The following is a 15,026-nucleotide window of genomic DNA, read 5'->3' as shown; positions in this document are numbered from 1 at the left end:
AAATGACGGCGCGCCCCATCTTTCTCATTGATGCCTCCGATCAGGATCAGACCGACCGCATTCAGGCTGCCATCGATCAGGTTTGCGAGGCCGGTGGTGGCCGCGTCGAGCTGGGTGCAGGAAACCACATAACCCGCGGTCTGCGGCTGAAATCCAAGGTCGAGCTTCGCCTTGCGGAAAATGCGATCCTGCGTCCTGTCCCCTTTTATGAAGCTTACGCCGGAACGACGGTTTCGGTGATCGCCGAGAAATCGGATCGCGGCATCATTGTCGCCAAGGATGCTACCGACATTGCCTTGACGGGGCCTGGGCGGATTGAAGCGGCCGGTGAGCACTTCATCGTCGGCGACGATCTTGCCATGGGTACGTTTGTTCCCGCGCCATCGCGCCCACGTGTCGTGGTCTTCGAAAACTGCCAGGACGTCCGGCTCGAAGAACTGGAAATCCGCGATTCCCCGATGTGGACGGTGCATCTCGTCAATTGCGCAGATGTCTATGTCGGACGTCTGACGGTGTCCAACAATAGGCGGCTTCCCAACACCGACGGTATCGTTCTTGACGCATGCCGCCGCACGCTCATTGAAGACTGCATTATTTCTACCGCAGACGATGGCATCTGCCTGAAAACCAGCGCCGGGGTGGATGGAAAAGCGATAGGAGAGTGCATAAACGTCCATGTGCGCCGTTGCCTGGTCGAGAGTTTCAGCTGCGCCTTGAAGGTCGGTACGGAGTCCTATGGCGACTTCTCCGATATCCTCTTCGAGGACTGCCTCGTCCGAAACTCCAATCGTGCTCTGGGGCTGTTCTCCCGCGATGGCGGTCGGATCACCAGGGTCCGCTTCCGTCGCATCGAGGTCGATTGTCACGAAACCCTGGATGGCTTTTGGGGTTCCGGCGAAGCCCTCACCGTCACGGTGGTCGACCGTGTGCCTGAACGACAAGCGGGACCGATCTCAAATCTCATTGTCGAGGATCTTTCCGGTAACATGCAAGGCGCAATGACACTTGTCTCGACCTCGGCAGCTCAAATTACGGATGTGAGCCTGTTAGGTCTTAGGCTTCGGCAAGAGAACGGGCCTTTGGGTACGGCCCGTTGCTACGATCTGAGACCGACCAATGCCGATCTGGCGCCAAGCGCCGATGCGGCGGGCCGTGCGAACGCCTGGACCAAGGGGGCCGATGGCCGCGTGGTCGGGAAGATCGACTATCCGGGAGGAATGCCAGTGCTCTTTGCTGCCGGTGCTGGAGGAATAACTATCGAGGACATGCAGGTCGACCGACCTGAGCCGCTGCCAATCGGCTGGAACGAAGAACCAGTCATTTACCAGGCGCGCTGAACCTGACGGGAGCAGGGAATGGGAAATCTAAAGCTTACCAACATCAGCAAATCGTTCGGCGCACTCACCGTCCTGCACGATATCAACCTGTCAATCGACGACGGAAAGTTCGTCGTTTTCGTGGGCCCCTCAGGTTGCGGAAAGTCGACTCTCCTGAGGATCATAGCCGGTCTGGAAGACATCACTACCGGCGAGATCGAGATCAGTGGACGCGACGTCGTCCACCTCTCGCCCGCAGAGCGCAAGATTGCCATGGTGTTCCAGTCCTATGCTCTTTATCCGCATATGAGCGTTCGCAAGAACCTCGCTTTCGGCCTTGAAAATCTACGGTTCAAGCGCGACGAGATCGAGGTTCGTATCAACGAAGCCGCGCGCATGCTGGCGATCGAACCCTATCTGGACAGAAAGCCAAGGCAGCTCTCCGGGGGGCAACGTCAGCGGGTCGCGATCGGACGGGCGATCGTGCGCAATCCCGACATCTTCTTGTTCGACGAACCCTTGTCCAACCTGGATGCAGCCTTGCGTGTTCAGACTCGTGCTGAGATCACCAAGCTGCACCGCGACATCAAGACGACGATGATCTACGTCACCCATGACCAGGTCGAGGCCATGACCATGGCCGACCAAATCGTCGTGCTGAATAGCGGGCGGATCGAGCAAGTGGGAACGCCGCTCGAACTTTTTGAGAGACCGAAGAACCTGTTCGTCGCCGGTTTTTTGGGTTCGCCTCGCATGAACATGTTGAAGGCGACCGTTATCGGCATGCATGACGACGGTATGACCTTGGATATGGGCTATGGCACCACCTGGACGACGGGGATCGAACCTGACACCTCTATGATCGGTAAGGCGGTTTTGGCGGGTGTGAGGCCGGCGCATTTTTCCGTGAGCGAACAGGACGGCCTGCCGTTCGTGGTCCAGTATTACGAAAGCCTCGGGACCGAAACCTATGTCTACGGCACGCTCGAAGGCCAAAGTGATCAGATCATCATCCACCAGGCGGGCCATTTCTCGCCAGCCCCAGGTTCCAGACTAAAGATCACGCCGCTACCCGATCGGCTGCACGTCTTTGATCCTGAAACAGGCCTGGCTATTCCGCGAAAAGCCAAACAGCGGGATGAAGCCCATGCGTTTGCTTGAGGTAAGAGACATGATCGGTCGGCTCGCCGGATTGCTGATGGGGATTGTCGAGGCTCCGATCAATGCATTGGAGGGCTTTATGGGGCGGAAGCGGATGCCCTATCTTTTCCTCGCCCCCAATCTGCTCCTTTTTGGCATCTTCACTTTCCTGCCGATCGCCATTGCCGCCGGATATGCTTTCACAGGCGGGACCGAACTTTTCGTCTCCGATAGGCCCTTCGTCGGTTTCGACAACTTCCGCCAGCTTCTTGCGTGCGAGGACTATCTTCGCCCCGGCAGTTGCCGTGAATCTCTCTTCTGGACGGCGATCTGGAATACGCTTTGGTTCGTCGCGTTCAACGTTACGGCAACCTTGCTGGCAGCGCTGGTCACGGCGCTCATACTCAATCGCGCCATTGCTGCGCGCGGTTTTTTCCGGGCGATCTTCTTTTACCCGGTTTTGTTGTCTCCGGTGGTGATCGGCCTGATCTGGAAGTGGTTTCTGGACCGCAACGGCTTGCTCAACGCCTTCCTGCAGATACTCGGCGTACCGCCCGAAATCTTCCTTCTTGACGTCGGCTGGTCGCGCTTCTTCGTGGTGGTGGTCTCCGTGTGGTTCCATATGGGCTTCTATACGCTCATCCTGCTTGCCGGGCTGCAGGCGATACCGAAGGATCTCTACGAAGCGGCCGCCATCGACGCCGCCTCCCCTCGACGCACGCTCCTGCGCATCACCCTGCCGCTTCTTGGACCAAACCTCCTGGTCGTGCTTATCCTGCTGATGATCCGCTCCGTGCAGATCTTCGACGAAGCCTGGGTCTTGACCAATGGCGGTGGACCCGGCACAGCCAACAGCTTCATCGTGCAGTATATCTACCAAATGGCGTTTGGCAGCGATCTTCGTCTGTTCGGCCTTGCGTCGGCAGCTTCCGTGCTGATGGGTCTGGTGCTTCTGGTTCTAACACTCATTCAGCTGCGGCTCGGCCGCAAGATGGAGTCCTGATCATGTCGCATGGCTTCAATCCGATCGGATTCCTTACCCGCACCCGCCGGCCCGGACGTATCGAGATTACCGACATCCTGTCCTGGCTTTGGCTGATCGCAGGTACGCTTGCCGTACTTGTGCCGGTTGTATGGGCAGGCTTGTCTTCCTTCAAGCCCGCCGCTGAGATCACCCGTTTTCCGCCTACCTTGCTGCCGCGCACTGCCGTGGAAACGAGTGTTCAGGGATATGAAAAGCCGCTGAGTCTTTGGACTGTCACGATCGATGGAAAAACCCGGGAAATGGCGATGGTCCGTCGCATCGGCCTCAAAGCGCAAATGGTCGATCCGCAGTCGCCGGAAGCGCCTGTCAGTGTCGATGTCAGGGCGATGTCTCCCGTCCAAAAACTGACCGCTGCGACCGAAAATTACACCGACCCATTGACCAGGTTCGACTTCCTGACCTTCTTGAAAAATTCTGTCTTTGTAACTTTTGTCGCAACCCTGCTGACATTGATCGTCAACGCCATGGCCGCCTTCGCCCTGTCCAAATACCGTTTCCGCGGCAAAAACGCGATCTTCGTGCTAATCATCTCAACGCTGATGATCCCGCTCACGGTGGTTATGGTACCTGCCTATCTTGTCGTCGTAGGCGTCGGTCTCGTCGATAGCCTGTGGGGGATCATCATTCCAACGGTTGCCTCACCGACTGCCGTCTTCTTGTTACGTCAATATATGCTGACCATTCCGGACGAGCTGATCGAAGCCGCACGCGTCGATGCCGCTAGCGAGTTTCGCATCTTCTGGCGCATTATCCTGCCGCTCACCGCGCCGGCGCTTGCGGTTCTTGCGATATTCTCGGTCCTGTGGCGATGGAACGACTTCCTTTGGCCCCTGATCGTGTTGAGCAGTCGGGAAAACTTTACGTTGCAGGTGGGGCTCAACGCCTTCCAGGGAGAGTTCTCCGTTCAATGGCACTATATCCTCGCCATGACGTTTCTCAGCCTGCTGCCGGTGACCGCCGTGTTCCTCTTTCTGCAGAAGTACATCACGACCGGCATTGCCGGCACCGGGATGAAATGACTTTAACGCGCCGGAGGCTGAACGCTTCCGCGCAATACCAGGCGGCAGCCTAGCTCCAGGCGGTGAGCCGGGCGCAGCGGATCATTGGCTAGCAGCCGCTGTTCGAGCAGCCCGAGCGCGGCAGCGCCAAGGCGGTCGCTCGGCAATTGAACCGTCGAAAGCGGCGGCGAACTGAACTCGCCAAGAATGATGTTGTCGAAGCCCAGGACCGAAACATCCTCAGGCACTCGGATGCCAGCGTCACCGAGCGCTTTGAGACAACCGAGAGCCAGATTGTCTGCCGCGCAGGAGATGGCCGTAGCACCGCGCAGATCGCGGTTCTCCGCCAGGATTCGTGCAATGGCTTTTTCCCCCTGGACCGGCTCGAACCCCTCCGCCTCGATGATCATGTCCGGTGAAATGGGGATACCTGCGGCAAGCAGTGCGTCAGCATACCCGTCATATCGCCGCCGGATGGTCGTCCGCCCTTTCCAGGTCAAGTGCATGATCCGTCGATGCCCGAGCGAAAGGAGATGTTCCGTACCTTGACGTGCCCCGAACCGGTTCTCTCCGGTCACCGTATCCACAAGCATGGAGGGATCTTCTCCGTTCAGGATGACAAGTGGTGTCTGAACCGCGGAAAGACTGCGGATGAGTTCAGGCCGGTCGTCGTTGAGAACTACGATGCCATCCACCTTCTCCGCCTGCGCCGATTTACGCACCTCCACCGGGTCGAGCCGGTTGCTGGAGCTGACCAAGGGTACGATGCGAATGCTGCGTCGCTCGCATTCCTGACGCAAGCCGTTGAGCATCGTCCAGCTTACAAGATTGAGGTCGCTGCGCGGTGCCGCATCGCTGGTGATAGCCAAAAGGATCGTCCTCAACGTGGCAATCGTCGCGCGGCTCTTTCGCTTCTCGAGATAGCCCAGCCGCTGGGCGGAGTTCAGCACGCGATCCCGTACCTCCACGGAAATAGGCGCCGTGCCATTCAAGACATGCGAGGCAGTGCTAAGAGATACGCCCGCGTCGAGCGCGACGTCCTTCAATCCGATTTTGGCCTTCACATCCGCACCGCTCAACGCTTGCCGACAGTCGTCGGCTCCTTCGCAAATGCCTTGTCAATACTGAATGCCGAGCCCCTTCTCACCCCCGTCACTCCTCACGAAAAGCGCGACTGATCTGGTCGGAGAGCGGCTTGAGCAGATAGGAAAGTGCCGTGCGGTCTTCCGTCTGAATCAACGCCTCCGCAGGCATTCCCGGCACGAGCGTCAGATCCCGAAGCTTCTGCATTTCCGACGCGGCAACAGAAAGACGCACGAGATAGAAGGACAATCCGTTTCGCTCGTCGGTGGTCAGGTCGGCTGCGATCCGGCTGACATTGCCGATCAGCTCCGGGGTGGTCCGCTGATTGAACGCCGACATGCGCAAGACTGCCTTCTGGCCAAGCTGGATCTGATCGATATCCTTCGGCGCGATCTGCACCTCCAATGCCAGATCATCACCTTCCGGTACGATCAGCATGACCGGATCGGCCGGTGAAATGACACCGCCAACCGTATGCGCGGCAAGCTGATGGACGACGCCAGACTGCGGGGCAATGATGTCCACGCGCTTCAATTCGTCCTCGGCTGCAATCTTCCGCTCGATATATTCGCCGACCTGGGCCTGGACCTCCCTTAATTCGCGTCCGACTTCCGCCTTCAGATCCTGATCGACCTGGAGAATCTGAAGCGTGGTTTCGGTGATTCGGCCCGCTGCCTGTGCCTGATAGGCAATCTTTTCTCCGCGTTCGCCCCCGAAGGTCGCGACCTGTGTCCTCAGGCTGTTCAAGCGCTGATCCGACACGATGCCCTGCTCTCGCAGGCCGCCTAAGGAGGCGATTTCCTTGTTCAACACCTCGATCCCCTGCTGATAGGCCGCTTCCTGTGCCTTCAACCCTTCGATCTCATGTTCAAATTGGGAGATACGTTCGCGAAGCTGTGCTTTCTTTCCTTCTCTCGATTGCTTCCTGAACTCAAACAAGCGTGTCTCGCTACGCATCGCCGAGGCAACATTCGGATCGTTGCTTCGCGTCGTCAGCTGATCGGGAAACACGATCGTTTCAAGATCGTCGCGCTCGGCTTCCAGGCGCGACATTCTGGCGGATAGTTCGTCGAGTCGTTTGGTGACGATTGCGAGGTTCGCACGCGTCTGGGTGGCATCCAGCCGCATGACGATCTGACCCGCGGCCACTTCGTCCCCTTCACGAATGAGAATCTCGCCGACGACCCCGCCCTTGGGATGCTGGACTTTCTTCACATACGAGTTCACCACGAAATGTCCCGAAGCGACCACCGCACCCGACAGGTTCGTCACCGCAGCCCAGGCGCCTGCGCCGCCTACCATCAGCACGCTGGTAAACAGGCCAATCGCCAGATGGCGTCGAATGGAGCCCGTGACCTCACCCCTCAGACGATCAACGTTTGACATCGGATTCCTCCGAACCATCCTCTGATTCCGCCGTGCTTTCACCGCCCGCAGTGGCGCGGAAAGGGCTTGCAATCACACGCAGCGGCGTCACGGCAGCACCGGTCGCAGGAAAGCCCGTGTTTGCCGGCGGCGGCACCGGCGCGGCTTTGAGAACCTGCGAGAGCACTTCGTCCCGGGGACCGAAAGCTTTTTGGCGGCCAGCCTCCATCATCAGCACCAGATCAACCGCACCAATGGCGCTTGGACGATGCGCGACCACGACCGCGATGCCTCTCCTCTGGCGAACCGATGCAATAGCCTTGATCACCGCGGCTTCGCCCTCTGCGTCCAGGTTCGCATTCGGCTCGTCAAGAACGACAAGGAACGGATCGCGATAGAGTGCTCGCGCAAGACCGATGCGCTGACGCTGTCCCGCCGACAATGCGGAGCCCCCTTCGCCGATCCGTGTCTCATAGCCTTGGTCGAAACGCAGGATAAGCTCATGGGCTCCCGCCGCCTTGGCAGCAGCCACGACGGCCTGTGCATCGGTGTTATCCTCGAAACGGGAGATATTCTCCGCAATCGTGCCGTCGAAAAGTTCAACACCCTGAGGCAGATAACCAATGTGGCGTCCGAGGGCTTCGCTATCCCACTGGTCGAGGCTCGCCCCATCCAGCCGAACTTTGCCGGCGGCAGGCACCCATGCCCCCACAAGCACGCGCGCCAGCGTGGACTTGCCCGAACCCGAAGGGCCGATGATCCCCAATGCGCTTCCTGCAGCAACTGCAAAGCCAAGTCCCGCGACGGTCGGTTTTCTCTCACCCGGAGGCATGACGGTCACGGCCTCGGCTCGCAATTCCTTTTCAGGGACCGGCAGCGCCGTCATGGGAGCACTCTCCGGAACCTTCGCCAAAAGGTCCTTCAGCCTCGTCCAGCTCTGCCTCGCCATCAGGAAGGGCTTCCAGCTCGCGATTGCGAGATCAACAGGCGCAAGCGCGCGACCCATCATGATCGAACTGGCGATCATCACGCCACCGGTCGCCTGCTGTGTGATAACCAGATAGGCACCCACGGCAAGAATGGCCGATTGCAGTATCATCCGCAGCGACCTGGAGATGCTGCCAAATCCACCGGCGACATCGCCGGCCTTGCGGTTCGCAGCCAGATAATCCGCATTCGCGAGCTGCCAGCGGGCGGCAATCCGCCGACCGATGCCCATCGCCTGTACCACCTCGGCATTGCGGCGCGCCGCCTCCAACAGGCCGTTTCGCGCCATATTGGAAGAGATGGCGTCGCGTATCGCCGTTTTCGACAGCGAGTTGGTGAGCAAGGTAAGGCACACGAGTATGACGGCACCTGCCAGCGCCGTCACGCCGATCCAGAAGTGGAACAGAAAGCAGATCGCCAGATAAAGCGGCATCCAGGGCAGGTCGAAAAAGGCCGTTGGTCCATTTCCGGAGAGAAAGCCGCGGACATTGTCGAGGTCGCGCAAGGGCTGCAGACCGTCGCCCGGCATACGCGTCAGCAAAGGCAATCGGGTTACGGCCTCATGCACCCGGTCCGACAGGCGCAGATCAAAGCCCTCACCGATCCTCAGCAACACGCGCGCACGGATGACGTCGAGCATGGACTGAAAGGCGTATAGGCCGGTCGCAAGTACAGCGAGGCCGATCAGCGTCGGAACACTGCCGCTTGAAAGCACTCTGTCGTAAACCTGAAGCATGAACAACGGCGACGTCAGGGCCAGAATATTGACGATGCCGCTGATCACAGCAATGCTGACGATGCTCTGCTTCAGCGGGAACGCATCCGCCGCAGTGCGACGCTGCAGCGGTACAGCATTAAACAATCCAGACATCCAATTCCCGGGCTAGAAGAAGACAATGGCCTGCGTGCCATGTGGAAGCGCCGAGGCCAGTTGGTACGATCGAAGCATAGCTATCAGAATTGATCAAGCAATTCGTCGTTTTCAGACATCCGAGTCCGTTCGGAGGAGAACCAATATCACCCGTCTCCGTCAAATAAAATAGTCCTCCCCGGCGGTTGACACCGGGGAGGACGCTTTGCGACAGGCTTGGTTTGAAAGAGTTTACTTGGTTGCCTTCGCCCAGCTCTTGACGAGTTCATCGTAGTTGACCGTCTGGGGCTTCTCTTTCTCGTTTGCGACCTTGAGCTGCGGCGCCAGATTTCCCTTTGCCACGGCATCCTTGTTCCAATATTCGAGATCGTGTTCTTCGGCGAGCTTGGGGCCTATTTCGCCCTGAACTCCCGCGCGTTCCAGACGCTGCAGAACCTTTTCCTGTTCGGCGCAAAGCGAGTCCATGGCTTCCTGGGCAGTCTTGGCGCCCGAGGATGCGTCGCCGATCGCCTGCCACCACAGCTGGGCAAGCTTTGGATAGTCAGGAACGTTGGTACCTGTCGGCGACCATTGCAGGCGCGCCGGCGAACGATAGAACTCGATCAGGCCGCCGAGCTTTGGTGCACGGTCGGTGAAGGACTTGTGATCGAGCGTCGACTGGCGGATGAAGGTCAGGCCAACATGGCTCTTCTTCACGTCCACCGTCTTCGACGTCACGAACTGCGCATAGAGCCAGGCGGCCTTGGCGCGATCATCCGGAGTGGACTTCATCAGCGTCCACGAGCCGGCGTCCTGATAGCCGAGCTTCATGCCGTCCTTCCAGTACACGCCGTGCGGGCTTGGAGCAAAGCGCCACTTCGGCGTACCGTCGGAGTTGACCACGGGCAGGCCTGGCTTGACGAAATCAGCAGTGAAGGCCGTATATGTGAACATCTGCTGAGCGATTTCGCCCTGTGAAGGGACCGGGCCGGATTCGGAGAAGGTCATGCCTTGTGCTGCAGCCGGGGCATATGCCTTCATCCAGTCGAGGTACTTTTCGATCGAGTAGACCGCGGCCGGGCCGTTCGTGTCGCCGCCTCGCGCAACGCAGGAACCGACCGGGCGGGACTTCTCGTCAACCTTGATGCCCCACTCGTCCACCGGCTTGCCGTTCGGAATGCCCTTGTCACCGTTGCCGGCCATGGAAAGCCATGCGTCGGTGAAGCGCCAACCGAGCGAGGGGTCCTTCTTACCGTAGTCCATGTGGCCATAGACCTTCTTGCCACCGACATCGCGGCCGGTGAAGAAGGCTGCGATATCTTCATAGGCTGACCAATTGACCGGAACGCCGAGGTCGTAGCCGTACTTGGCCTTGAAGTCCGCCTTGTTCTTCTCGTCGTTGAACCAGTCGTAGCGGAACCAATAGAGGTTCGCGAACTGCTGGTCAGGAAGCTGATAAAGCTTGCCGTCCGGTGCCGTCGTGAAGGACTTGCCGATGAAGTCGTCGATGTCGATGTTCGGGTTGGTAACGTCCTTACCCTCTTTCGCCATGAAGTCCGTCAGGCTGCGCGCCTGCTGGTAGCGCCAATGGGTGCCGATCAGGTCGGAGTCATTGATGTAGCCGTCGTAGATGTTCTCGCCAGACTGCATCTGCGTCTGCAGCTTTTCGACCACGTCGCCTTCGCCGATCAGGTCATGCGAGACCTTGATGCCGGTGATTGCCGTGAAGGCAGGTGCCAGCACTTTGGATTCGTATTCGTGCGTGGTGATCGTCTCGGAAACGACCTTGATATCCATGCCGGCGAATGGCTTCGCCGCATTGACGAACCACTGCATTTCTTTTTCCTGCTCGGCGCGGGGAAGCGTGGACAGGTCGCCCACTTCCTTGTCCAGGAACTGTTTGGCTTCTTCCATACCGGCGAAGGCCGAGCCGGTCAGTGCCAACAGCATTGCTGCGGTCGATGTCATAAGATGCCGTCGCATAATATCCTCCCAGGGTTTTGCGATTGCGATTTGAGGTGCCAGTCCTCCCGGCCACCTTTCTTTCAGCTTGCCTTCAGACGAAGCGGAAAACGCCGACAGCGTAGACCACTGCGATGGCAAGAGCCCACCACAGGTTGGGGCCGATCAGCCCCAGCCATGCGAGATGAATGAACGCCGAACCGAGCAGCGAAATGAACAGCCGGTCACCTCGTGTCGTTTCGAATCTCAAGATCCCTACGCGCGGCGAACCGCCCGGAGCGAAATATTCCCAAATGCTCATGCCGATCAAAAGCCCTAGGATCGACAGGAAAAACAGCGCCGTCGGTAACGTCCAGGCCATCCAGGAAAAGGTCATAGGTATTTCTCCTCCTCAAACGCGGCCGAGCGCAAAGCCCTTGGCGATGTAGTTGCGGACAAAATAGATCACCAGCGCTCCCGGAACGATGGTCAGAACGCCCGCCGCGGCCAGTACCCCCCAGTCCATGCCGGCGGCCGAAACCGTTCGGGTCATGATGGCGGAAATCGGCTTTGCGGCCGTTGTCGTCAGCGTGCGCGCGAGCAGGAGCTCGACCCAGGAGAACATGAAGCAGAAGAAGGCGGCAACACCGATCCCCGACGCGATCAGCGGCATGAAGATCTTCACGAAGAACCGCGGGAAGGAGTATCCGTCGATATAGGCCGTCTCGTCGATTTCCTTCGGGACACCGGACATGAAACCTTCCAGGATCCAGACCGCCAAGGGCACGTTGAAAAGGCAATGGGCAAGAGCGACCGCGATATGTGTGTCGATCAGTCCGAAAGCCGAATACAGCTGGAAGAAGGGCAAGGCGAAAACCGCAGGCGGCGCCATGCGGTTCGTCAGCAGCCAGAAGAACAGGTGCTTGTCGCCCAGGAAACGGTAGCGGGAAAAGGCATAGGCCGCCGGCAGCGCGGCCAATACCGAGATTATCGTGTTCAGCACAACGTAGATGATTGAATTGATATATCCGTTGTACCAGGACGGATCGGTAAAGATCACGCTATAGTTCCTGAGCGTCGGATTTTGCGGCCAGAGCGAAAATGCACCGGTAATTTCCGCGTTTTCCTTGAAGCTCATATTGATCAGCCAGTAGATCGGCAGGAGCAGGAAGACGATGTAGAGGGTCGATACGAGCCAGGAGAGGTTTCCGGCAGGCTTGAATTTGGTTGTCTCGGCCATTGGCGCGCTCCCCTCAACCGTTCGCGTCGCTGCTGGTCATCACGGTATAGAAGACCCATGAGAGCAGCAGGATGATGAGGAAGTAGATGATCGACATGGCAGCCGCCGGTCCGAGGTCGAACTGCCCGACAGCCATCTTGACGAGGTCGATCGAAAGGAAGGTGGTCGAATTGCCAGGACCGCCCCCGGTCACCACAAACGGTTCGGTATAGATCATGAAACTGTCCATGAAGCGTAGCAATACGGCGATGAGCAACACGCGTTTCATCTTCGGAAGCTGGATGTAGCGAAACACCGACCAGCGTGACGCGCCATCGATCTTGGCCGCCTGATAATAGGCATCGGGAATGGAAACGAGACCGGCGTAGCAGAGCAGCACGACGAGGCTAGTCCAGTGCCAGACATCCATGACGATGATCGTTATCCACGCATCGACGGGATCTCTGACGTAGTTGTAGTCAACACCCAGAGCCCGCAAAGTGTAGCCCAGCAAGCCGATGTCGACACGGCCAAAGACCTGCCAGATGGTGCCGACGACATTCCAGGGGATGAGCAGCGGCAGGGCCATCAGCACCAGGCAGACCGGCACGCCGATGCCGCTTTTGGGCATGTTGAGCGCGATGAAAATCCCAAGCGGTATCTGCAGGGCAAGAATGATGAAGGAGAAGAATAGGTTACGCTGCAGCGCCTCCCAAAAGCGTGCAGAATGCAGAATTTCTTCGAACCAGTCGGTGCCGGCCCAGAAGAACTCATTGTTGCCGAACGTGTCCTGCACTGAGTAGTTTACCACCGTCATCAGCGGGATGACGGCCGAAAAGGCGACAAGCACAAGAACCGGCAGGACCAGAAACCAAGCTTTGTTGTTCCACGTCTTTTGCATAAGCTCAGGCCTCCCTGCCGACGCGCCAGGAATTGGCGTAGATATTGATGGCCGTGGGATCGAAGGTGATGCGCGGCTCTGCCGGGATCTCGGCATCCTCTGATGCGACGATGGCGATCCGCTGTCCCTGGAAATCTGCGCGGACGATCCTTCGGCGCCCGATGTCCTCGATACGGTTCACGGCGACCGGCATGCCTTCCCGGCCGATACGGATGAATTCCGGCCGGATACCAAGTTCGGCCCGGTCACCGGCTTTGACCTGAGGGGAATAATCGAGAGCGATAGTCTCGCCTCCGACGACCACGGCGGAACCTTCGACGCGCGCCGGCATGACGTTCATGCCCGGAGAGCCTATGAAATAGCCCACGAATGTGTGTGTAGGACGCTCGAAAAGCTCAGCGGGCGTCCCGATCTGCACGATCTGGCCGTCATACATGACGACGACCTTGTCTGCGAAGGTCAGCGCCTCCGTCTGGTCGTGCGTCACGTAGACCATGGTGAAACCGAACTGCTTGTGCAGCCGCTTCAACTGCGAGCGCAGCACCCACTTCATGTGAGGATCGATGACGGTGAGCGGCTCGTCGAACAGGATCGCGTTGACGTCATTGCGGACGAGGCCCCGGCCGAGGGAAATCTTCTGCTTCTGGTCGGCGGTCAATCCCTGCGCCTTGCGCTTTGCCCATCCGGCAAGATCGATGATCTCCAGCATCTCGCGGACACGGCGATCAACTTCCGCCTCCGGCACAGCGCGGTTGCGCAAGGGGAAGGCCAGATTGTCGTAAACCGTCATCGTGTCATAGATGACCGGGAACTGGAAAACCTGAGCGATATTGCGCGCCTGGGTCGACAGGTATGTAACATCCTTGCCGTCGAACAGGATATGTCCCTCGGACGGCTGAAGCAGCCCGGAGATGATGTTCAGCAGGGTCGTCTTGCCGCAGCCGGATGGCCCAAGCAGCGCATAGGCGCCGCCGTCGTTCCATTCGTGATGGACTTCGCGCAACGCGTAGTCCTTCGCAGACTTCGGATTGGGGCCGTAGGCGTGGCGAATATGGTCAAGTGTGATGCGAGCCATGATTTTTCTCCCCCTAGGCCACGGCATCAACGGCAATGGCCCGGCCATCGCTGCCAAAAGCCATCAGATGACGCGTGTCGAGGAAGAGCTCGATCTGCGTATCTGGATCGATCTCGTGAATGCCGGCAGCCAACATGATCCAGCGCACGCCATTATAGTCCAGATGGACGAAACTTTCCGAACCCGTGATTTCGGAAATCTGCGTCACGGCCTTCAGCGGCGCGGCGCCCTCCGTTTGCCGGCTAAGCCCCAGGTGATGTGGATGGAAGGCCACGGTCATCGCTCCGTCGGATATCTTCAACAGATGCGACGGTACGGGCAGGCGGTCGAAATCCTGATGTTGAAAGAAGGCACCGGACTTGATCACATCAATGAAATTGAGCGGGGGGTCGGCAAATGTCTTGGCGGTCACGAGATCGGCGGGTTTGCGGTAGACGTCAATCGTCTTTCCGAACTGGGTCACCCGTCCCTCAGAAAGCGTTGCCGTATTGCCACCGAGCAGAAGCGCCTCCGACGGCTCCGTCGTCGCGTAGACGAAAACTGCCCCAGACTGGGCAAAGATCTTCGGCAGTTCCTCGCGCAATTCCTCGCGGAGCTTGTAGTCGAGGTTGGCGAGCGGCTCGTCCATCAGGACGAGACTGGCATTTTTGACGAGCGCACGAGCCAGCGCAGTTCGCTGCTGCTGCCCACCGGACAGATTGAGGGGTGTGCGATCGAGATAGGGCGTCAGCTTCAGGAGTTCCGCCGCCTGCCTCACGGCTTGGTCGATCGACGCAGAATCCCTGCCCGCAATGCGCAACGGCGAGGCTATGTTCTCGTAGACCGTCAAGGCCGGATAATTGATGAACTGTTGATAGACCATCGCGACGTTGCGTTGTTGCACCCGCACGCCGGTGACGTCGGCACCGTCGAAGAAGACCGAGCCGCTCGTCGGCCGGTCGAGCCCGGCCATCAATCGCATCAGCGATGTCTTGCCCGCCAGCGTCGGCCCGAGCAGGACATTGAGCGTGCCTCGTTCAAAGGCAAGATCGGTCGGGTAGATGTGATAATCTCCCGCAACCATCTTGGCCACGTTTCGCAGTTCCAGCATTCAGGCTCCCGTGCCT

13 protein-coding genes are annotated in these 15,026 nt (G+C 58.8%); 4 read left to right on the top strand and 9 right to left on the bottom strand.

Annotation, left to right across the window (positions count from 1 at the left end):
* The first annotated feature begins 2 nt into the window (after nucleotides 1–2).
* The 4 genes from pglB to C5L13_RS07765 are packed head-to-tail and all read left to right on the top strand — an operon-like array spanning nucleotide 3 to nucleotide 4,520.
* On the top strand, nucleotides 3–1,337 hold the full coding sequence (gene pglB, locus C5L13_RS07780) for a polygalacturonase PglB (RefSeq protein WP_105382716.1): 1,335 nt from the start codon (nucleotides 3–5) through the stop codon (nucleotides 1,335–1,337).
* Nucleotides 1,338–1,355: 18 nt separating this feature from the next.
* Nucleotides 1,356–2,477: an ABC transporter ATP-binding protein gene (locus C5L13_RS07775; RefSeq protein WP_105382715.1), complete on the top strand. Its 1,122-nt coding sequence runs from the start codon at nucleotides 1,356–1,358 to the stop codon at nucleotides 2,475–2,477.
* Nucleotides 2,464–3,459 (top strand): carbohydrate ABC transporter permease, encoded by a 996-nt coding sequence (locus C5L13_RS07770; RefSeq protein WP_105382714.1) that lies wholly within the window; start codon nucleotides 2,464–2,466, stop codon nucleotides 3,457–3,459. The genes C5L13_RS07775 and C5L13_RS07770 overlap by 14 nt, the downstream gene beginning before the upstream one ends.
* Nucleotides 3,460–3,461: 2 nt before the next feature.
* Nucleotides 3,462–4,520: a carbohydrate ABC transporter permease gene (locus C5L13_RS07765; protein ID WP_105382713.1), complete on the top strand. Its 1,059-nt coding sequence runs from the start codon at nucleotides 3,462–3,464 to the stop codon at nucleotides 4,518–4,520.
* Nucleotides 4,521–4,522: 2 nt separating this feature from the next.
* Here the strand turns inward: C5L13_RS07765 and C5L13_RS07760 are convergent, their stop codons facing one another.
* The 9 genes from C5L13_RS07760 to C5L13_RS07720 all read right to left on the bottom strand — a co-directional run bounded on the left by C5L13_RS07760 (nucleotide 4,523) and on the right by C5L13_RS07720 (nucleotide 15,010).
* Nucleotides 4,523–5,563 carry a LacI family DNA-binding transcriptional regulator gene (locus C5L13_RS07760; RefSeq protein ID WP_407070413.1) on the bottom strand — a complete coding sequence of 347 codons (1,041 nt, stop codon included), beginning with the start codon at nucleotides 5,561–5,563 and terminating at the stop codon, nucleotides 4,523–4,525.
* An 88-nt stretch (nucleotides 5,564–5,651) separates the two neighbouring features.
* Entirely contained in the window at nucleotides 5,652–6,968 is a 1,317-nt protein-coding gene (locus C5L13_RS07755) for an HlyD family type I secretion periplasmic adaptor subunit (protein ID WP_105382711.1), read from the bottom strand.
* Nucleotides 6,955–8,805: a type I secretion system permease/ATPase gene (locus C5L13_RS07750; protein ID WP_105382710.1), complete on the bottom strand. Its 1,851-nt coding sequence runs from the start codon at nucleotides 8,803–8,805 to the stop codon at nucleotides 6,955–6,957. The genes C5L13_RS07755 and C5L13_RS07750 overlap by 14 nt, the downstream gene beginning before the upstream one ends.
* Nucleotides 8,806–9,036: 231 nt before the next feature.
* The gene (locus C5L13_RS07745; protein WP_105382709.1) at nucleotides 9,037–10,767 is read right to left on the bottom strand and encodes an ABC transporter substrate-binding protein; all 1,731 of its coding nucleotides are present in this window, start codon (nucleotides 10,765–10,767) and stop codon (nucleotides 9,037–9,039) included.
* 73 nt (nucleotides 10,768–10,840) lie between these two features.
* The gene (locus C5L13_RS07740; RefSeq protein WP_105382708.1) at nucleotides 10,841–11,122 is read right to left on the bottom strand and encodes a DUF2160 domain-containing protein; all 282 of its coding nucleotides are present in this window, start codon (nucleotides 11,120–11,122) and stop codon (nucleotides 10,841–10,843) included.
* Between the two features lie 15 nt (nucleotides 11,123–11,137).
* Nucleotides 11,138–11,965: a carbohydrate ABC transporter permease gene (locus C5L13_RS07735; RefSeq protein WP_105382707.1), complete on the bottom strand. Its 828-nt coding sequence runs from the start codon at nucleotides 11,963–11,965 to the stop codon at nucleotides 11,138–11,140.
* A gap of 13 nt (nucleotides 11,966–11,978) precedes the next feature.
* Nucleotides 11,979–12,845 (bottom strand): carbohydrate ABC transporter permease, encoded by an 867-nt coding sequence (locus tag C5L13_RS07730; RefSeq protein WP_105382706.1) that lies wholly within the window; start codon nucleotides 12,843–12,845, stop codon nucleotides 11,979–11,981.
* Nucleotides 12,846–12,849: 4 nt separating this feature from the next.
* Nucleotides 12,850–13,920: an ABC transporter ATP-binding protein gene (locus C5L13_RS07725; protein WP_105382705.1), complete on the bottom strand. Its 1,071-nt coding sequence runs from the start codon at nucleotides 13,918–13,920 to the stop codon at nucleotides 12,850–12,852.
* 13 nt (nucleotides 13,921–13,933) lie between these two features.
* A complete protein-coding gene (locus C5L13_RS07720; RefSeq protein ID WP_105382704.1) occupies nucleotides 13,934–15,010 on the bottom strand; it encodes an ABC transporter ATP-binding protein in 1,077 nt (358 codons plus the stop codon).
* Nucleotides 15,011–15,026: the final 16 nt, after the last annotated feature.

The sequence above is a fragment of the Neorhizobium alkalisoli genome, from assembly GCF_002968635.1.
GTDB classification, from domain to species: Bacteria; Pseudomonadota; Alphaproteobacteria; order Rhizobiales; family Rhizobiaceae; genus Neorhizobium; species Neorhizobium alkalisoli.
The sequence above is the reverse complement of the archived record's forward strand: the minus strand, read 5'-3'. Positions and strand labels throughout refer to the sequence as shown.